Genomic DNA, 17,480 nt, shown 5'->3' with positions numbered 1-17,480 from the left:
GGCCCATCCCCGCCCTCGTATGAACAGGAGCCCCGTGTCGCGGCGTGCTGTACCCCTCTGGCTCGCTCATGCCCTCCGCGCCCAGCGCGGTCCCGTTCCCTGGAGCGCCGTGTGCCGCGGAGCGCTCGCCGCCGGGCCGCTGCTGCTGGCCGGCATGCTCGGCGGGCAGACGGCCTCAGGTGTGCTCGCCGCCATCGGTGCGATGCTCGCCGGCATCAACGACCGGCCCGGCAGCCGGCGCGCGTCCGTGAAGCGGCTCGGGGTGCCCGCACTGGCCGGGGCACTGGGGCTGTTCCTCGGCACGTACGCGGGGCAGGGCCTGGCCGCCGTACCGCTGACCCTCGCGCTCACCGGGCTGGGACTGGTCGCCGGCGGCATCAGCGCGGTCGGGCCCGTAGCCTCCGCCGCCGGCACCCAGCTGCTCGTCGCCGCGGCCATCGGCGCCGGGATGCCCGCGGCCGAGAGCGGGTGGCAGCGGGCCCTGGCCTTCCTGGCCGGCGCGGGCTGGCTGCTGGCACTGCGGCTCGCCCTGCCCACCCCCGGTTCGCTCGCCGGTGACTTCCGGTTCGACGGCGAGCGGGAGGCGGTCGCCGATGTGTACGACGCCATCGCCGCGCTCGTCGACGCCGTGGGCGGGGAGCACGCCACCGCCCGGCGGGCCGCGCTGACTGCCGCGCTCGACCACGCCCAGGACGCCCTCGCCGGACCCCGGCTGCGCCGGTACGCCGGCTGTGCCGCCGAACGCCGGCTGCACGCCCGGTTCGCGGCGGCCCTGCCCCTGGCCGAGGCCGCGACCGCCCTGTACTGGGCGGGAGAAGCCGTGCCGGCGCGGGCGGCGCAGGGCCCCCGGCGGCTCGCCGCCGCCGTCCGCGGCAACACCGGCACCGGCCCGCTGCCCGCGCCGCACCGGTCGGCCCCCGCCCTGCGCGCCCTGGACGACGCCCTGCTGCGCGCCGCCGACGCCTTCGACCGGGGCGAGGGCGCCCACCGCGGGCTGCTCGGCCGCCGCCGCGGCTTCCGGCACGCCCTGCGGGCCGCCCTGGGCACCGGTGGGCGCGAGTACGGGCTGCGCGTCGCCCTCTGCTTCGGCGCCAGCGCCGCCATCGCCCAGGCCCTGCACCACGCCCGCTGGTACGGACAGCACGAGCACTGGTACTGGCTGCCCGCCACCGCCGTCTTCCTCGTCAAGCCCGACCTCGGCCCGCTCGCCTCACGGGTGCTGTGCCGGGCCGCCGGGACCGTGCTCGGCGCCCTGGTGTTCGCCGGGCTCGCCGCGCTGCTGCCCCGCCCGGCCGGACTGATCGCGCTGGTGGCGGTCAGCGGCGCGGTCATACCGGTCGCCACCCGGCACTTCGCGGCGCTCACCGCGGCCGTCACCGTCCTCGTCCTCGCCCTGGTCATGGCCGGTGGGGAGCCGCAGGCCTCGGTCAGCCGGATCGGTGAGACGCTGCTGGCCTGCGCGCTCGTGCTGGTCGTGGGGCATCTGCCGATGCCGGGGAAGCGGGGCGGCGGGGTACGGGCCCGGCTCGCCGCGGCCGGCAGCGCCGCCGACGCCTATCTCCTGCACGTTCTCGGCGAGTCCGGCGACCGCGCCGAGCGGTGGGCGCTGCGCCGGGAGGCCTACCGGACCCTCGCCGAGGCCCGGACCGCCATCGCCGTCGCCGCCGCCGAACTGCCCGCCCTCGCCCGGCACACGGAGGGCACGGACGCCGTCGCCGAGGTGCTGGAACGGCTCGTGGACACGACCACGGCCTGCGCCGTGCACCTCGACGAGACCGGCCGGCTCACCCCTCGGCACCTGAGCCGGCTCCGGGACGCGCTGGGGGAGCTGGAGCGGCGGGGGATGCGGGAGCCGGCGGGCGCGGCGGCTGCCGCTTAGCCGTATCCGCGCCCCGCGGCTGCCTCAGGTTCGCCTGGCCGACGACCACTTCGGTACGGGCCCTGCGCACGGCAGGCGTCCCGGTCGGCCGCGTCACCGACGGCGCCGCCTTCGACGACTCCCTCGACGTGTGGGAGGCGATGGCGCCGACGTCCCTGATCCAGAAGTCCGCCGGGGGGCGACCGCGCCGGCTGACCTCCCGCCAGGCCCGGCGCCACGCCACGCGGCAGAGCGCCCGCGCGGTCGGGCTCGGCGACCGGGTCGGCACCCTCGCACCCGGCCGGCGCGCCGACACCGCCCTCGTCGACCGCACCGGCCCGCACACCCGGCCGGTGCACGACCTCGTCGCCACCCTCGTGCACAGCGCCAGCGCCGCCGACGTCCGCACGACGCTCGTCGACGGCCGCGTGCCGATGCGGGACCGCGAACTGCCCACCCTCGACGGACCGGCGCTCGTGCGGGAACTGACGGACCGGCTGCCCGCACGCGACCACGGGCGACGCCTCCAGGAGGTACGACACCTGAGCAGCCGGCGGGCGCGCTCCAGCCCGCTCCTGGCCGGAAGCCGGGCAGGACTTGGCCGAAAAATCCTCCGTCCCCCGCGATGAGTTCCGCTGCCGCCGGCGGTCACCACCCTGAACCGACCGTCGGACAGGAGGGCCCATGTCGTACCCGGAGATCGTCTCGCGCGAGCAGTGGCGCGCGGCGCGCGAGGAGTTGCTGCGCAAGGAGGAGGCGGTCAGACGGGTGCGCGAGGTGCTGGGCGCCGAGCGCCGGCGGCTGCCCATGGTCGAGGTCGACCCGGAGTACGTCTTCGAGGGCGGCGACGGCAAGGCCACCCTGCTCGGCCTGTTCGAGGGACGGACCCAGCTCGTCGTCCACCACTTCATGTTCGCCCCGGAGTGGGAGACCGGCTGCCCCTGCTGCGCGGCCTTCCTGGACCAGGTCGGCCACCTCGCCCACCTGCGCGCCCGGAACACCTCCTTCGCGGTCGTCTCCCGGGCACCGTTCACCCGGATCCTGCCGTTCAAGGCCCGGATGGGGTGGGCGATGCCCTGGTACTCCTCGGCGCACGGCGACGGCGGCGACCGCGACCGTGGCTCCGGCCGCGACTTCAACCGCGACTTCGAGGCCACCGTCGAGTCGGGCGGCGAGCTGGTCGAGCGCCCGGGCCTGAGCTGCTTCCTGCGCGACCGCGACCGGGTCTTCCACACCTACTCCGTCTACGACGACGGGCTGGACGGACTGGGCACCACCACGGCCCTGCTCGACCTGACCGCACTCGGCCGCAGCCCGGCCGGAAGCGAGGCGCTTCGGCTGCATGACGAGTACGACTACTGATGCTGGAGGTGCGGATGCCGACACGGACTGTTCGACCACTGATACGGAGCGTGCGGTTCGTGTCACAAGGTGAACGGATCCTCACGGTCCGCGCCGACCCGGTGTCGACAATGTCTCAGTCCCGTCACTGACCGAGCCGTTTCCCCTCTCCAGGGCGTTAACTCCCTACACGTACGACGCTTCCTGGAGGTGCGAGATGGTGAACGGGCGAACGGTGCTCGAACGCTTTCCCGCCGGTGGTCCCCGGGGCTCCTGGCCCGCGGAGGAGTTCGCGCACGCGCGGCGACTGGAAGGCCTGCCCGCCGAGGTCGTCATGGACCTCGCGACGGACACCTTCCTGGTGATCGTCCGCGGTGGCGAGAGGGTCGACTGAGCCGGTCCGGGGCACTCAGGCCGGCTTGGGGGCCGGCACTCGCGCCGTGAACTGCTGCGCCTGGAGGGAGTACAGCTCCGCGTAGACACCGCCCCTGGTCAGCAGTTCCTCCGGGGTGCCGGACTCCACCAGGCGCCCCTGCTCCAGCACGTGCACCAGATCGGCATGCCGGACCGAGGCCAGCCGGTGGGTGATCAGGACGACCGTCTGCCCGCCGCCGGCCAGCGCCCGGATCTTCTCGAACACCTCCAGCTCGGCCCGCGCGTCCAGCGCCGCCGTCGGCTCGTCCACGATCAGGATGCTCCCGCGCCGGTAGGCCGCCCGGGCGATGCCGAGCCGCTGCCACTGGCCGCCGGACAGCTCGTGTCCGCCGCTGAAGTTCCGGGCCAGCAGGGTGTCCAGGCCGCGCGGCAGGTCCGCGACCACGTCCTCGGCGCCCGCCTCGGCGATCGACGTGGCCAGCCGTTCCTCGGTCATCGGCGCGGTGGAGCGGCCGACGGCCACGTTCACCCGGGCGGTGAACGGCCAGCGCTTGAAGTCCTGGGCCACCATCGCGATGCGCTCGGCGAGCAGCCGCCGGTCGGCGCGCGCCGCGTCGACGCCGTCCCACAGGATCCGGCCCCGGTCCGGCGTGTACAGCCCTGCGAGCAGCTTGACCAGCGTGGTCTTGCCCGAGCCGTTCTCACCGACGAGCGCGATGATCCGGCCGAGGGGGAGAGTGAGGGTGACATCGTCGAGGGCGGGGCGGGGGGCGGGGCCGCTCGGGGGCCTGCCGGGCGGGTGGTCTGCGGGCGGGTCTCCCCGGGTCGGGTGTTCTCCGGTCGGGTGTTCTCGGGTCGCGGCTTCTCCGGTCGGGTGGGGGACGGTCGCAGGCGCAGCGGCTGCGTGGTCACCGGTCGGGTGCTGTTCGGGTTCGGCCGGCGGCTCGTCGTGCGGGTAACTGAAGGTGACGTTCTCGAAGCGGATCTCCTGGGGGTCCTCCGGCAGCGGCTCGCCGCCCGCCGGGATGGCCCGCTCGGCCGCCGCGGCGTACAGCCGCTGGAGATCGCCCACGAACAGAGCCTCCTCGTGCAGCTGGTTGATCTCCAGCACCAGCGTGTCCAGGCTCGCCGCACCCGTGCGGATCGCGATCACCGCCGTACCGGCCACCGCCAGGGCCATCGCGCCGGCGAGCAGCAGCGCGCCCAGCGTCGCGTACGTGGCGAGGGTCGCCAGGCCCGTCCAGGCCGCGGCGATCAGACCGGTCCGCGCGGCCAGCCGCGACAGCCGGGCCTGCTCCGCCTCCGCGGTCTCCGACATGGACCGGAAGTGGCGCAGCAGGAACGGACCCACACCGTGCACCCGGATCTCCGGGGCGGCGGTCGGCTCGGTGAGCAGACCGCTGATCAACTGACCGGCCCGCGCGTGCTGCACCCAGGTGTGGAAGGACTCGTAGCGGCGCCGGGCGTTGGTCAGCGCGCTCCAGGCGCTGGGCAGGGTCATGGTGACCAGCAGGGGCAGCAGCGCCGGATGCAGCACGGTGAGCACGCCCGCCGCGGCGACCAGCGAGATCATCGCGTTGATCACCCGGGCGCTGTAGCCGATCATGTGCCGGGCGGACCGGGCGCCGTACTGCGCCGTGTCCAGCAGTTTGTGGAAGGCGTGGTCCTCGATCGCGGCCAGCTCGACGTTCGCCGCCCGCTCCAGGTACAGCTCGGTCGCCACCCGCTCCACCTTGGGTTCCAGCCGTCCGGTGGCGTAGACGGAGGCGGCCCGAAGCAGCGCGGCGACCAGGGTCACGACGGCCATCACGACGAGGGCGGGGGTGGCCGCGCGCAGCCGTTGCTCGATGTCGGGGCCGGTGAGCAGCTTGCCGAGCGCGTTGTTCACGGCCAGCAGGCTCACCGCCTGGGCCACGCCCCGGCCCGCCTCGGCGGCCAGCACCACCCGCGCGGCCCGCGCGTCCGCCTGCCGGGCCAGCCGGAGACTGGACGACAGCATGCCGGGCAGCCGGGTCAGCATCGCGCGGAAGGTCAGCGCGAGGAAGGCGTCCGCGTGCTGGTTCCAGCCCATGTCGTACCGCAGCGGTCCGCCGAACAGCAGCCGCTCCGACGCCGACACCACCGGCTCGGCCGCCTCCCGCTTCTTCCGCACCGTGACCTCCCGGACCCCGACCGAACGGCCACTATTCCGGCCGGGACCCCGGCTCGGCAGGGCGCGAGCAGACGTACGAGGGGCGCGGAGGGAGCACGATCCGCGTCAGCGGCGCGGTGGGCGGGCGCTGGGTGGCCTGTGGGGACCTGACGGGGGCTGGGGGACCGGGGCCTGGGCGGTGAGGGTGGTGGTGGTTCGGGCTGGGGCAGCGGTGGTGGTTCGGGCTGGGGCAGCGGTGGTGGCGCCGGACGGCACGTGCGCCGGGACGGCGGCGACGGCCGGCACCCGGGCGGCAACGGCTACGCCGAGACCGCCCGTGACCAGTCCGGAGCCGTTCCCGTCACCCGGCACAGGGCCAGGTACAGCGGGATCGGCGGGGTGTACGGAACCGTGCCGTCCGGGCGATGGATGAGCCGGGTGGGGCCGGTGACCAGGGCACCGACGGCGTAGTGGGCCGGGGACGGCCAGGGCAGGGCGTAGTCGGAGTCCGACGGAACGATCCACCACCAGTGGGAGCCGTCGGCGTACACGCATCCCAGCCGTGGCAGCCGGGGTACGACGAGCGGGCCGAGGCGGTCGGGCACGGCGACGGCGTCGCAGCCGAGCGGGGCCGTCATGCCGTCCGGCAGGGTCAGACGGTGGCCCGGATCAGGGGCCGGGCGCCGGCGTTGCAGCCGTACCAGCGTGTCCAGACCGATGGCGTGCTCCTGGCTGCCACCGGGCCGCCCGCCGGTCACGGCCGCTCCCCGTGCAGGCGGGGCGCCGGTGTGTCGTGCGGGTGTTGGCCCGGTGGGAGGGGCCGGTGCTGCTCCGGAAGCCCAGTGTCCGGGTGCTGCTCCGGATACCCGGAGTGCGGGTGCTGCTTCAGAGCCTCAGCGTGCGGGTGCTGCTCCGGAAGCCCGGCGTGCGGATGCTGCTTCGGAGCCCCAGCGTGCGGCTGTTGCTCCGCTGCCCCATACCCGTGCTGCTCGGGCAGCCGGCGCAGCGGTTGCCCGGCGGGGAGGTGCCGGTGACGCTCCGGCTCCCCCCGCCCGTGCGACCCGGGCGCACCCGGCCCGAACTGCCTCCGCGTCTCAGGCCCGACTTGCCCACGCGTTCCAGACCCACGCGTCTCAGACCCACGCGTCTCAGGCCCGAGCTGTCCGGCCCTCCCAGGCCCGTCCGGCTGAGGAGTCCGCCGTTGCTGCTCCGGTAGGGCGTCCCGGCGGTGTTCCGAGGTCGCGTCCCAGTGCTGTCCAAAGGACGCGTCCCGGTGTCCCCCCGGCAGGGCGTTCCGGTGCTGCTGCCCCGGTGCCGTACCCCGCTCCTCCTCCGGCGCCACCCGCCCACTCGCCTCGGCCGGCCGGCCGTTGTCGGAGTCGTCCGGACGGCCCGGCTTGGGGCGGGCGCCCCAGCCCAGGTCGTCGCGCGGCTCGGCGGCGTCCGGGGCGAGGGCGTCCGGGGCGACGGCGTCGTCCTGGCGGGCCAGCTCGGCCCAGACCAGCAGCCCGGAGCCGTGCTCCTGGGCACCCCAGGCCCGGCACAGCGCGTCGACGAGAAGCAACCCCCTCCCGTGCTCCTCGTCAGGTCGCTGCGGAGACGGGTGGGGTTCGCCAGGAGCACAGCCCTCGTCACGTACGGCTATGCGCACCATGTCGTCGTGCTCGTGCAGCTCGCACACGACCCGGCCGCTCGCGGTGTGCACGATCGCGTTCGTGACCAGTTCGGATATGACCAGGGCGGCGCTGTCGCAGGTGTCCGCGCACACCGCCCAGCCGGACAGCCGAGCGTGCGCCAGGCGTCTGGCCCGGGCGACGGAACCGGGATGTGCGGCCAGCTCGAAGCGGAACCTGCGCTCGGCAGTGCCCCCCTGGGAGGTCGCTGCCTCCCCCACGTTCGAACCGGCTCGCGCGGGGGAACCCCCATCGGCGCCGAGACCGGAACGGTCTGCGGCGGCGTCTGTTCCTAAAGGCGCGGACGGAATCACGCCTGCCACTATCGCTCTGCCATGGACACTTGGCAAGAGTCACTCTGAAAATTGCAGAGTGCTGTGTGACTCGGTCAGGGCTCGTGGCAGACTGCTCGCAACAGCACGTCGCGCGGCGCCAATTGGAGTCGTCGGAGGTCCGGCCCGGTCTTCGAATGAATCTTCGAACGGCGCCGCAGGGCTGTAGTGAACTTTCGGTGGAGGTGGGAGCGTGAGCGAACCGCGGTCCGCGCCGACGGTGGGCCAGGTGGTCCTCGGTCGGCGCCTGCTGGACCTGCGGGAACGCGCCGGACTGAAGCGCGAGGAGGCCGCCCGCGTCCTCCGTGTCGCCCCCGCCACCGTCCGCCGCATGGAGATGGCCGAGGTCTCCCTCAAGATCCCGTACCTCCAACTGCTGCTGAAGGCCTACGGCGTCCCCGACGACGAGGCTGAGCTCTTCGTCCAGTTGGCCGAGGAGGCGAACAAGCCCGGCTGGTGGCAGCGGTTCCACGACATCCTGCCGGGCTGGTTCTCGATGTACGTCAGCCTGGAGGGCGCGGCCAGCCTCATCCGCTCCTACGAACCGCACTTCGTCCCCGGTCTGCTGCAAACCGAGGACTACGCGCGCGGAGTGCTGAAATCCGGTGCCGTCGGCCAGACGAGCCCGGAGGACATCGAGCGCCACGTCGCGCTGCGCATGCAACGCCAGCAACTGCTCACCCGTCCCGACGCCCCCCGCTTCTGGGTGGTGATGGACGAGACCGCCCTGCGCCGCCCGGTCGGCGACCCGGAGGTGATGCGTGCGCAGATCGACAAGTTGCTCGACGCCACGAAGCTGCCCCATGTGACGCTCCAGATCGCCCCGTTCGCCAACGGGCCGCACCCGGGGACGTACGGGCCCTTCGTGCTGTTCCGATTTGCCATGTCAGAACTGCCGGACATGGTCTACAGCGAGTACCTGACCGGCGCCGTCTACCTCGACGCGCGCACCGAGGTGGCTGCCCACCTGGAGGTCATGGACCGCATGGCGGCGCAGGCCGCTACGGCACGACGCACGAAGGAGATCCTCCGGGATCTCCGCAAGGAGCTGTGAATGGATCGCATCAAGCCGCGCGGACACGTCTACAACGGCATGCCCGCGCGGGAACTGGGCAGTGAGGGGTGGCACAAGCCCTGGAGCGGCGGCAACGGCGGCAACTGCCTGGAGGCCATGAAGCTGGCCGACGGACGGATCGCCGTGCGCCAGTCGACCGACCCGGACGGGCCGGCCCTGATCTACACCACGGCCGAGATGACCGCGTTCATAGAGGGTGCCAAGGCAGGGGAGGCCGACTTCCTGCTGTCCTGACGCCGGCATGTGTTGTTTATCAGTCAACTCCCTTAATGTGACCACCATTTGATCAACCATCGCGTCCTACGTCTACGGACTGCCGCATGACAGGGCAGGACCCGACGGCCACCGAGATCGACACCAGCAAGCCGCATCCCGCGCGGATGTACGACTGGTATCTCGGCGGCAAGGACAACTACCCCGTCGACGAGGCGATGGGCCGGCAGATGCTGGCCCTCGACCCCCGGGTGCCGGTGATGGCCCGGGTCAACCGCGCGTTCATGCACCGCGCCACGCGCCGGCTGGCCCAGCAGGGCGTACGGCAGTTCCTGGACATCGGCACCGGCATACCACCGAGCCGAACCTGCACCAGGTCGCCCAGCGGATCGCGCCCGACGCCCGGGTCGTCTACTGCGACAACGACCCGATCGTGCCGGCCCACGCGGCGGCCCTGCTGCGCGGCACCCCGGTGGGCGTCACCGAGTACCTACAGGCCGATGTCCGCGACCCGGACGCGATCATCGAGGGCGCCCGGCGCATCCTGGACCTGGACCGGCCGGTCGCCCTCTCCCTGGTCGCCCTGCTCCACTTCATCCCCCACGAGGACGGCGCGCACGCCCTCGTCTCCCGGCTGCTGTCCGCCCTGCCGTCCGGCAGCTACCTGATGACGACCCACGCCACGGCCGACTTCACGCCCGAGGAGTCGGCGGCGGCCGTCGGGAAACTGAAGGCCGCCGGCGTCACCCTCGCCCTGCGTTCCCGCGAGGAGTTCGCCCGCTTCTTCACCGGCCTCGACGTGGTCGACCCCGGCGTCGAGATCGTCCACAAGTGGCACCCCGACCTGGGCGAACCGGTCCCGGGCCAGGTCGACGGCGTCATCCCGGGGTACGGGGCGGTGGCGCGCAAGCCATAGACCGGGATCCCCGCTCCGGCTTCCCCGGGCGATCCCTGCCTCACCCCGGTTTCCCGGGGCGATTGCTGCCCCGCCCTAACTTCCCCGGGCGATCGCTGCCTCGCTCCGGCTTCCCGGGGCGATCCCTGCCTCACCCCGGCGGCAGCACCCCGCACAGTGCCTCCAGCGCGGCCCCGTAGGCGTGTTCGGCCGGGGCCGCGTATCCCACCACCAGGCCGTCGCCGGCATCCGTCGGACTCCGCGGATGCCGGAACGCGGCGAGACCGTCGAGGGCGACACCCCGCCACACGGCGGCCCGCACCGTCGACCGCTCCGTGCCGGGCGGCAGCCGCAGCACCGCGTGCAGCCCGGCCGCGATCCCCGCCACCTCGATGTGCGGCGCCTGCGCGGCCAGCGCGGCGAGGAGCCGGTCCCGCCTCCGCCGGTACCGCTGCCGCATACGCCGCACATGACGGTCGTACGACCCACGGGCGACGAAGTCCGAGAGGGCGAGCTGGTCCGGCACGCTTGCCCACCCCTCCCGCTCGCCCTTCGCCGCCAGCACCGGCTCCACATACCGCTGCGGCAGGACCATCCAGCCCAGCCGCAGGGCCGGCGACAGGCTCTTGCTGACCGACCCGATGTGGATCACCCGCTCCGGATCGAGCCCCTGGAGCGCGCCGACGGGCCGGCGGTCGTACCGGAACTCGCCGTCGTAGTCGTCCTCCAGCACCACCGCCCCCCGCGCGCGTGCCCAGCCGATCACCGCCGCCCGGCGCTCCGGGTGCAGCGGGCCGCCGGTCGGGAACTGGTGCGCGGGCGTCAGCAGCACCGCCCGCTCGCGCCCGAGCGCGTCCACCCGCGCCCCGTGCTCGTCCAGCGGCAGCGGTACGGTGCGCACACCGGCCGCCGCGAGCAGTTCCCGGTGGAACCCCAAGCCGTACGCCTCCACGCCCAGCGGACCACGCAGCACCCCGCCCGCACCCGGTCCGTCCCGGACGCCCCGGCCGAAGAGAAGCCGCAGCGCGTGCGCGAAACCGGAGCAGATCACGATCCGGTCCGGCTCGGTCCGCACCCCACGCGCGCGAGCCAGATACTCCGTCAGGGTCTCGCGCAGCTCGCGGCGCCCGGCGGGATCGCCCGGCCCGAACGCCTCGTTCGGCGCTGCCTGGAGCGCCCGGCGGTACGAGGCCGCCCACGCCGCCCGCGGAAAGGCCGACGCGTCCGGCGCCCCCTGCCGCAGGTCGTGCCCCGGCCCCCGCGCGCGCGAAGGTGCCTCGACGGGCGTTCGTACGGTGTCACGCAGCGGCTCGGCCCGCTCCGCCACCCGCGTCCCGGAACCCTGCCGGGCGGTCAGCCAGCCCTCCGCGACCAGCTCGGCGTACGCGTCGGCCACCGTGTTGCGGGCCACCCCCAGGTCCGCGGCGAGCGACCGGTACGGCGGCAACCGGGTGCCCGGCGCCAGCCGCCCGCCGCGCACGGCCTCGCGCAGTGCCCTGGTCAGCGCCGCCCGTCGGCCCCCCGGCCCCGACAGCTCCAGGTGCAGGTCCGCACCGATCCGCTCCGCGGAATTGACCCACGATTCCGTCATGGAAATGCACCCTACAGTCGGTCTTTTCGGCCTCTAGGTTGAAGCCATGACGATGAACACGACCACCGCGACCGCCGCCACCACCTCCACCGTCGACCTCCCGGGCGGCATCGTCACGGCCGAGGCCGCCCGCACCCGCCTGGACTTCGCGAAGGCCGCCCCGAAGGTGTTCCGGGCGATCGTCGGCTTGGACGCCGCCGCCCGCCAGGGTCTCGACCCGGCCCTGGTCGAACTGATCCAGATCCGCGCCTCCCATCTCAACCACTGCGCCTACTGCCTGCACATGCACACCAACGACGCCCGCAAGGCCGGCGAGAACGAGGACCGCCTCCACATGGTCGCCGTCTGGCGCGAGGCCCGGCACTTCTTCACCCCGAAGGAACAGGCCGCCCTCGCCCTGACAGAGGCGGTGACCCTGGTCGCCGACGGCGGTGTCCCCGACACCGTCTACGCCGAGGCCGCCGCCCACTTCGAGGACCAGGAACTGGCCCACGTCCTCTCCCTGATCCTCACGATCAACACGTGGAACCGCGTGGCCCTGGCCACCGGAAAGGTCGCGGGCACGGACGAACGCACCGCCGGCTGAGGACGGGCGCCACCGGTCCCCGGCCGCACCCGTTGCCGTCCGCCTCCCTGACGACGTATCAGACCACCATCGGCCGGTCCGTGGGCCGGATCGGGGCCGGGAGCCGGGAACTCCCCGTCAGATAGTGGTCCACGGCCGCCGCGACCGCCCGCCCCTCCGCTATCGCCCACACGATGAGCGACTGCCCGCGCGCCGCGTCCCCCGCGGCGAACACCCCTGGGGCGTTGGTCGCGAAACCGTCGTCCCGGGCGATCGTGCCACGCGGCTGCAACGCCAGCCCCAACTGCTCGATCAGACCGTCCTTCTGGTCCGGCCCGGAGAACCCGAGGGCGAGCAGCACCAGGTCGGCGGGGAGCGTCCGCCCGGTCCCCGGCACCGCAAGCCGCTGCTCGTCCACCTCCACCAGATGCAGTGACCGCACATTCCCCCTCTCGTCTCCCGTGAAGCGGAGCGTGGACGCCGCGAACAGCCGCGCGTCCGCGTCCGCCGCCGGTGCCGTACGCAGCTCCCGCGCCTCCTCGTGCGCGGCCGACAGCCGGTAGACCTTCGGGTACGTCGGCCACGGCTCGGCGTCCTCGTCACGCTCCGCACCCGGCTGTGCGTAGATGTCCAGCTGGGTCACGGACGCGGCCCCCTCGCGCACCGCGGTACCCAGACAGTCCGCCCCGGTGTCCCCACCGCCGACGATCACGACGTGCTTGCCGGCGGCCGACAGCGGCGATGCCTCCAAATCCCCCTCACACACCCGATTGGCCAGCGGCAGGTATTCCATCGCCTGGTGTATCCCGTTCAACGCACGCCCCGGCACCGGGAGTTCCCGCCACGCCGTCGCGCCCGTGGCAATCACCACCGCGTCGTACCGGGACCGCAGCTCGGCCGCCGGGACGTCCCGGCCGACCGCCGTCGACGTACGGAACTTCGTCCCCTCGGCCCGCATCTGCTCGATCCGCCGCTCCAGATGCCGCTTCTCCATCTTGAACTCGGGGATGCCGTACCGCATCAGCCCGCCGATCCGGTCGTCCTTCTCGTACACCGCCACCGTGTGTCCCGCCCGGGTCAGCTGCTGCGCCGCGGCCAGGCCGGTGGGCCCGGAGCCGATGACGGCGACCGTCTTCCCGGACAGCCGCTCGGGCGGCCGGGGCGGCGTGAAGCCCTCCTCCCACGCCCGGTCGGCGATCGCGCACTCGACGTTCTTGATGGTGACGGCCGGCTGGTTGATCGCCAGTACGCACCCCGCCTCGCACGGCGCCGGACACAGCCGCCCGGTGAACTCCGGGAAGTTGTTCGTGGCGTGCAGCCGGTCACTCGCCGACCGCCAGTCCTCCCGCGCGACCAGGTCGTTCCACTCGGGGATGAGGTTGCCCAGCGGGCAGGCCTGGTGGCAGAAGGGGATGCCGCAGTCCATGCAGCGGTCGGCCTGCTTGCTGATGATGGGCAGCAGCGCGCCCGGGACGTACACCTCGTCCCAGTCCCGCACCCGCTGCTCGACGGGCCGCCGCGGCCACTCCTGGCGCGGCGTGGTCATGAACCCCTTGGGATCGGCCATGGCGTCTTCCTCGCGTACGGGCACCACAGGCACCGGGTGTACGAAGGGCCGTGCGTCATCGGGCGGCACTCTTCCGGCCACGATACGTCTCCGCCGACGCCCGCGCAGAGTGGCGGACAGCGCTTTCTCCCGGGGCCGCGCCGCCGGGGGACGGTTCAGGTGAGGGCCACTATGTAGAGCAAGGCCGCCGCGGCGGAGGCGACCGTCCGGACGTGGTTCCAGAACGTCCACTCGCGCACATACGCCGGCCAGTACACCGCGGCCTCCGGCGCCCCCGGAGTGAGCCGGGCCAGCCGCTCGTTGCGGGGCACGTTCGCCACGATCGTCAGCCCGAACGAGCCGACCAGGTACAGCGCGCTGCCCAGCAGCAGCTCCACCTTCCCCTCCTCCGGCCACACCACGAACGTCACCACCGCGATCAGCGCGCTCAACGCCGCCGATCCGGCGAACACGGTCATGAAGGCCGGCCGTACCGCCGCGACGTTGATCGCGTTCATCGCCGCCACGCCCTGCGCGGGCGGCAGCGCCGCGAGCCCCCGCATCACGAAGGTCGAGAACCCGCAGAAGACACCGGCCACCAGGCCGGTCCCGAGAATGCCCAGCACGACCAGCACGAAGAACGGCCCGCCGATCATCCCCACGCCCCCAATCCGTCCCACCCGGACCACCGCCCGGCACTGACAACACCTTCACGCACCACCGCACCCATGTACCTGCGGCCACATCCTGGCTGCTCGCACAGCTCCCACGCCCCGCCGCAGCCGCGGCAACCGGCAACCATGCCGCTGGGGGCGGCGCCGATCGAGCGGCGGCTGCCGACCCCGCGGAGCCGCGGGCGGCCACGGCCCGCAGTCGCGGGCAGCGTGCCCTGGGGCCGCATGGGTGGGCGCTGGGGGTACCCCCCTCTTGGGCACACCCCCTCTTGGGGGCACATCCTCTGGCGAGGAACCTTGCCGGCCCCAGCCGAGGCCTGCGGTCGCACCTGTTCCTGCGGACGCCCCGAGTCCTCGCTCGCGCACGCCCCGGCCGGCCACTCGTCCACCTTCACCCCCACCCCATTTCTCAACCCACACCCTCCTCCCCGACGCCCTGCCACGCCCGCAGCACGCTCTGCACGGTCCCCGCGATCCGGCGCCGCGCCTCATACCGCGGTACCCCGCTCATCAAGAGCTGGTCGTACGCCGTGTCCCCATGCCGTACGCCCGCCACGACCGCCGAGATCACCGCCCCTTCGGTCAGCGCCCGCCCGGCCGCGCTGCGCCCCACCCGCCCACTGCCCCGCACCGACGCGTGGGCCGCGATGGCGCGGGCCCGCTCGGCCGGGCAACCGGGGAACAGCCGGAGGATCTCGGCCGCGAACGCCGCCGCGAACCGTTCGTCCTCCGCCGCCCGGCGCCGCGCGTCCCGCGCCCGCCGCCGACGCCGGGCCTCCGCGTCCGCCAGACAGCGGTTCTCGGCCCGGGCCAGCGCGGCCTCCTCCACGAGCACGCCCTGGCGTTCGTAGCGGCTCTTGCGCCGGTTGAACCGCACGACCACCACCGACAACGTGCTCTCCTCCCGCGACCTGCGGGTCAGGGCCGTGTCGCCGCGCGGCAGGAACACCAGGTGGCCGAGGTCGGCGCAGTCCAGACAGCGCGGCGCCCCGTCCTCCAGCACCAGCAGCGACAGCGGACCGCGCCGGCAACCGGCACACCGCTTGCGCTTCAACGGCTGGATGACGACAAGCCGACCGGGGGAGTGGGGAGTCGAGGGAAGCGCCACACGCGGTACTTTCCCCGTCACCTCCCACGCCTCCCACGCCGTTTCCCGTCCGCCAGTTGCCTGCTCCGACCCTCCTCCTGTGTCACCGCCCGGATCTCCCCGTACGTTCTCCTCCCTCTTCTTCCGTCCGCCGCAACTACCCCCTCTCCTGCCGGAAGTTGAACACCGACACCCGCGTACGGTGCCGCACCGGGCGCTCGATCTCGTCGACCACCGCCACCGCGAGATCCGCGTACGACAGCCATGGCTCAGGACCGTCGTCGGGCAGCCGCTCCCCGCCGATGCGGTACCGCCCCGTCCGGGTACCGCCGTGCTCCAGGTGCCCGGCGGGCGTCAGCATCACCCAGTCGACGGGGCCGTCCCCGCGCTCCCGCAGCCGGTGCAGGCCGGCCGTGTGCGCCAGCGCGAACGGCCGGATCTCCGGCGGGAACGCGCCCGGATCGTCCATCACCGGCCGCCCGCCCGCGCCGAGCAGGTTCGCCCCCAGACCCACCGCGACGAGCCGGCCCACACCGGCCACGGCGAGTCCGTCGAGCAGCGCGTCCGCCGCCTTCACGAAGAACCCGTGGTCGAGCGTGTCGAGCCCCTGCTCCGGCCCGCTGAACGGCGAGACGGCGTGCACGGCCCCGGTGTGGCCCGCAGCGGTCCCGGCGACCGATCGGGGATCGGTGACATCGCCCCGTACGACCGTGACACCCTCCGCTCCGAGATCCGGATACCCCGCCGGATCCCGCACCACGGCCGTCACCGCGTACCCACGCGCACGCGCCTCGGCCGTCACCGCCCGCCCGGCTCGGCCCCCGGCACCGAAGACCACGATTCCGCTCATCCCAACCTCCCAGTCCTGCGCGGTCGCCCGCGATCGGACCAGGACGTTAGGGACCGGACCCCCGGTTACCGCAACGTAATCGGCGCTACCCTCGACGGATGACCGACGCGACGGCCCACGACCGTTCCGCACCTCTCGATCCCGACATGTTCCACCCCCGCTGCCCGTCGTCCGCCATGCCCTTCCGGGTCGGCGACAAGTGGTCCGGCATGGTGATCCGCTGTCTTGAGGGCGGGCCACGCCGCTTCGGCGAACTGCGGATCCCGCTCAAGGCCGTCACACCCAAGGTCCTCAGCGAGACCCTGCGCGCCATGGAGCGCGACGGCCTGGTGATCCGTACCGCGTACGACGAGAACCCGCCCCGCGTCGAGTACGCCCTCACCCCCCTCGGTCGCACCCTGATCCCCCTTCTCGACGCCGCCCGCGCCTGGAGCGAAACCCATCTCCCCGCCCTGCTCGCGGCCCGCCGCGCGGCCGGACAGCCCGTCTGACGCCGCCGGCACTCGCGCCGCCCTTGTCCGCCACCCGGCATCATGGGCCTGTGCGACTCGAAGCGATCACCTGGGAGCGGCTGGCCGAGCGGCTCGCCGACCGGCTGGCCGGTGTGGAGCCGGCCGACGGCACGGCCTGGCAACGCGTCGGCTTCGACGGGGCCCCGGCCGCCCGCCCGGGAGACCTCGCCGCGCGTGTCGGCGAGGCACTGCGGGTGCGCGGCCGGCCCTCGCTCGTGATCGGCACCGAAGGCTTCCTGCGCCCCGCCTCGCTCCGCCTGGAGCACGGGCGGCGGGACGCGGAGTCGTACTACAACGGATGGTTCGACACGGGTGCCCTGTGGCGGGAGGTCTTCGGGCCGCTCGACCCCGGAGGCAGCGGGCGGGTCCTGCCCGACCTGTGGGACCCGGCCACGGACCGGGCCACCCGCAGCCCCTACGTCCAACTCCCGCCCGGCGGGATCCTGTTGCTCCACGGTCCCCTCCTGCTGCGTCACTGGTTCCCCTTCGATCTGACCGTGCACCTCCTCCTCTCCCCGGGTGCCTTGCGCCGCCGTACACCCGAGGCCGACCACTGGACCCTCCCCGCCTTCGAGCGCTACGAGGCCGAGACCGACCCGGCCGGGACGGCGGACGTCCTGGTACGAGCCGACGACCCGCGCCATCCCGCCTGGAGCGGCTGATCCGGAGGCGCCGCCCGCAGATCCGTCCGGTGAGCCGCCCTCACGCCCGACGGCGTCCGGCAGAACTCCGTCGTCTGGTCAAACGCGAGGGCGACAACGT

General features: G+C 73.7%; 15 protein-coding genes and 3 pseudogenes. 10 read left to right on the top strand and 8 right to left on the bottom strand.

The window, feature by feature from the left end; all coding sequences use genetic code 11:
- Window positions 1-19 precede the first annotated feature (19 nt).
- From IE294_RS47385 to IE294_RS07950, 4 genes and pseudogenes are all read left to right on the top strand, one after another.
- On the top strand, window positions 20-1,879 hold the full coding sequence (locus IE294_RS47385) for an FUSC family protein (protein WP_229917054.1): 1,860 nt from the start codon (window positions 20-22) through the stop codon (window positions 1,877-1,879).
- Window positions 1,861-2,487: pseudogene (locus IE294_RS47380) on the top strand (amidohydrolase family protein); the annotation flags it as partial. The gene IE294_RS47385 and the pseudogene IE294_RS47380, both read left to right, overlap by 19 nt.
- A gap of 55 nt (window positions 2,488-2,542) precedes the next feature.
- Window positions 2,543-3,220: a DUF899 domain-containing protein gene (locus tag IE294_RS07955; RefSeq protein ID WP_189883771.1), complete on the top strand. Its 678-nt coding sequence runs from the start codon at window positions 2,543-2,545 to the stop codon at window positions 3,218-3,220.
- A 196-nt stretch (window positions 3,221-3,416) separates the two neighbouring features.
- On the top strand, window positions 3,417-3,593 hold the full coding sequence (locus IE294_RS07950) for a DUF8839 family protein (protein ID WP_189883769.1): 177 nt from the start codon (window positions 3,417-3,419) through the stop codon (window positions 3,591-3,593).
- Between the two features lie 15 nt (window positions 3,594-3,608).
- Here the strand turns inward: IE294_RS07950 and IE294_RS07945 are convergent, their stop codons facing one another.
- From IE294_RS07945 to IE294_RS47375, 3 genes and pseudogenes are all read right to left on the bottom strand, one after another.
- A complete protein-coding gene (locus tag IE294_RS07945) occupies window positions 3,609-5,726 on the bottom strand; it encodes an ABC transporter ATP-binding protein (RefSeq protein WP_189883767.1) in 2,118 nt (705 codons plus the stop codon).
- Window positions 5,727-6,025: 299 nt separating this feature from the next.
- On the bottom strand, window positions 6,026-6,463 hold the full coding sequence (locus tag IE294_RS07940) for a hypothetical protein (protein WP_189883758.1): 438 nt from the start codon (window positions 6,461-6,463) through the stop codon (window positions 6,026-6,028).
- A 557-nt stretch (window positions 6,464-7,020) separates the two neighbouring features.
- Window positions 7,021-7,728 (bottom strand): annotated as a pseudogene (locus IE294_RS47375) (ATP-binding protein); the annotation flags it as partial.
- Between the two features lie 175 nt (window positions 7,729-7,903).
- On the opposite strand from IE294_RS47375, the gene IE294_RS07930 reads away from it, so the two are divergent.
- The 3 genes and pseudogenes from IE294_RS07930 to IE294_RS07920 all read left to right on the top strand — a co-directional run bounded on the left by IE294_RS07930 (window position 7,904) and on the right by IE294_RS07920 (window position 9,914).
- Entirely contained in the window at window positions 7,904-8,764 is an 861-nt protein-coding gene (locus IE294_RS07930) for a Sco1979 family transcriptional regulator (RefSeq protein ID WP_189883754.1), read from the top strand.
- The gene (locus tag IE294_RS07925) at window positions 8,765-9,019 is read left to right on the top strand and encodes a DUF397 domain-containing protein (RefSeq protein ID WP_171157330.1); all 255 of its coding nucleotides are present in this window, start codon (window positions 8,765-8,767) and stop codon (window positions 9,017-9,019) included.
- An 86-nt stretch (window positions 9,020-9,105) separates the two neighbouring features.
- Window positions 9,106-9,914, top strand: a pseudogene (locus IE294_RS07920) (SAM-dependent methyltransferase).
- Window positions 9,915-10,044: 130 nt separating this feature from the next.
- Here IE294_RS07920 and pdxR read toward each other — a convergent pair.
- Window positions 10,045-11,484 (bottom strand): MocR-like pyridoxine biosynthesis transcription factor PdxR, encoded by a 1,440-nt coding sequence (pdxR, locus tag IE294_RS07915; RefSeq protein ID WP_189883752.1) that lies wholly within the window; start codon window positions 11,482-11,484, stop codon window positions 10,045-10,047.
- A 46-nt stretch (window positions 11,485-11,530) separates the two neighbouring features.
- Between pdxR and IE294_RS07910 the strand changes: the two genes are divergently transcribed.
- A complete protein-coding gene (locus IE294_RS07910) occupies window positions 11,531-12,070 on the top strand; it encodes a carboxymuconolactone decarboxylase family protein (RefSeq protein ID WP_189883750.1) in 540 nt (179 codons plus the stop codon).
- Between the two features lie 58 nt (window positions 12,071-12,128).
- Here the strand turns inward: IE294_RS07910 and IE294_RS07905 are convergent, their stop codons facing one another.
- The 4 genes from IE294_RS07905 to IE294_RS07890 all read right to left on the bottom strand — a co-directional run bounded on the left by IE294_RS07905 (window position 12,129) and on the right by IE294_RS07890 (window position 16,206).
- Window positions 12,129-13,616, bottom strand: a complete 1,488-nt coding sequence (locus IE294_RS07905) for a glutamate synthase subunit beta (protein WP_189883748.1) — start codon at window positions 13,614-13,616, stop codon at window positions 12,129-12,131.
- Between the two features lie 155 nt (window positions 13,617-13,771).
- Complete coding sequence (locus IE294_RS07900) at window positions 13,772-14,251, bottom strand: anthrone oxygenase family protein (protein ID WP_189884090.1); 480 nt, start codon at window positions 14,249-14,251, stop codon at window positions 13,772-13,774.
- A gap of 427 nt (window positions 14,252-14,678) precedes the next feature.
- Window positions 14,679-15,377, bottom strand: coding sequence for a DUF2293 domain-containing protein (locus tag IE294_RS07895; protein WP_189883747.1), 699 nt, complete (start codon window positions 15,375-15,377; stop codon window positions 14,679-14,681).
- Window positions 15,378-15,513: 136 nt separating this feature from the next.
- Window positions 15,514-16,206, bottom strand: a complete 693-nt coding sequence (locus tag IE294_RS07890; RefSeq protein ID WP_189883746.1) for an NAD(P)-dependent oxidoreductase — start codon at window positions 16,204-16,206, stop codon at window positions 15,514-15,516.
- Window positions 16,207-16,304: 98 nt separating this feature from the next.
- Here IE294_RS07890 and IE294_RS07885 point away from each other — a divergent pair, with 98 nt between their 5' ends.
- Together IE294_RS07885 and IE294_RS07880 are read left to right on the top strand one after the other, a co-directional pair.
- Window positions 16,305-16,697 (top strand): winged helix-turn-helix transcriptional regulator, encoded by a 393-nt coding sequence (locus IE294_RS07885; protein WP_229917053.1) that lies wholly within the window; start codon window positions 16,305-16,307, stop codon window positions 16,695-16,697.
- A gap of 50 nt (window positions 16,698-16,747) precedes the next feature.
- Window positions 16,748-17,380 (top strand): nucleoside/nucleotide kinase family protein, encoded by a 633-nt coding sequence (locus tag IE294_RS07880; RefSeq protein ID WP_189883745.1) that lies wholly within the window; start codon window positions 16,748-16,750, stop codon window positions 17,378-17,380.
- Window positions 17,381-17,480 lie beyond the last annotated feature (100 nt).

The organism is Streptomyces canarius (assembly GCF_014650735.1).
Lineage (GTDB): Bacteria > Actinomycetota > Actinomycetes > Streptomycetales > Streptomycetaceae > Streptomyces > Streptomyces olivaceoviridis.
Note: the sequence above shows the minus strand (reverse complement) of the source record. Positions and strands in the feature narration are given on the sequence as shown.

Coding starts and splice junctions, on each gene's coding strand:
- IE294_RS07925 (WP_171157330.1), top strand. CDS start 8,765: ATGGATCGCATCAAGCCGCGCGGACACGTCTACAACGGCATGCCCGCG.
- pdxR (WP_189883752.1), bottom strand. CDS start 11,484: ATGACGGAATCGTGGGTCAATTCCGCGGAGCGGATCGGTGCGGACCTG.
- IE294_RS07955 (WP_189883771.1), top strand. CDS start 2,543: ATGTCGTACCCGGAGATCGTCTCGCGCGAGCAGTGGCGCGCGGCGCGC.
- IE294_RS47385 (WP_229917054.1), top strand. CDS start 20: ATGAACAGGAGCCCCGTGTCGCGGCGTGCTGTACCCCTCTGGCTCGCT.
- IE294_RS07890 (WP_189883746.1), bottom strand. CDS start 16,206: ATGAGCGGAATCGTGGTCTTCGGTGCCGGGGGCCGAGCCGGGCGGGCG.
- IE294_RS07910 (WP_189883750.1), top strand. CDS start 11,531: ATGACGATGAACACGACCACCGCGACCGCCGCCACCACCTCCACCGTC.
- IE294_RS07950 (WP_189883769.1), top strand. CDS start 3,417: ATGGTGAACGGGCGAACGGTGCTCGAACGCTTTCCCGCCGGTGGTCCC.
- IE294_RS07885 (WP_229917053.1), top strand. CDS start 16,305: ATGACCGACGCGACGGCCCACGACCGTTCCGCACCTCTCGATCCCGAC.
- IE294_RS07900 (WP_189884090.1), bottom strand. CDS start 14,251: ATGATCGGCGGGCCGTTCTTCGTGCTGGTCGTGCTGGGCATTCTCGGG.
- IE294_RS07905 (WP_189883748.1), bottom strand. CDS start 13,616: ATGGCCGATCCCAAGGGGTTCATGACCACGCCGCGCCAGGAGTGGCCG.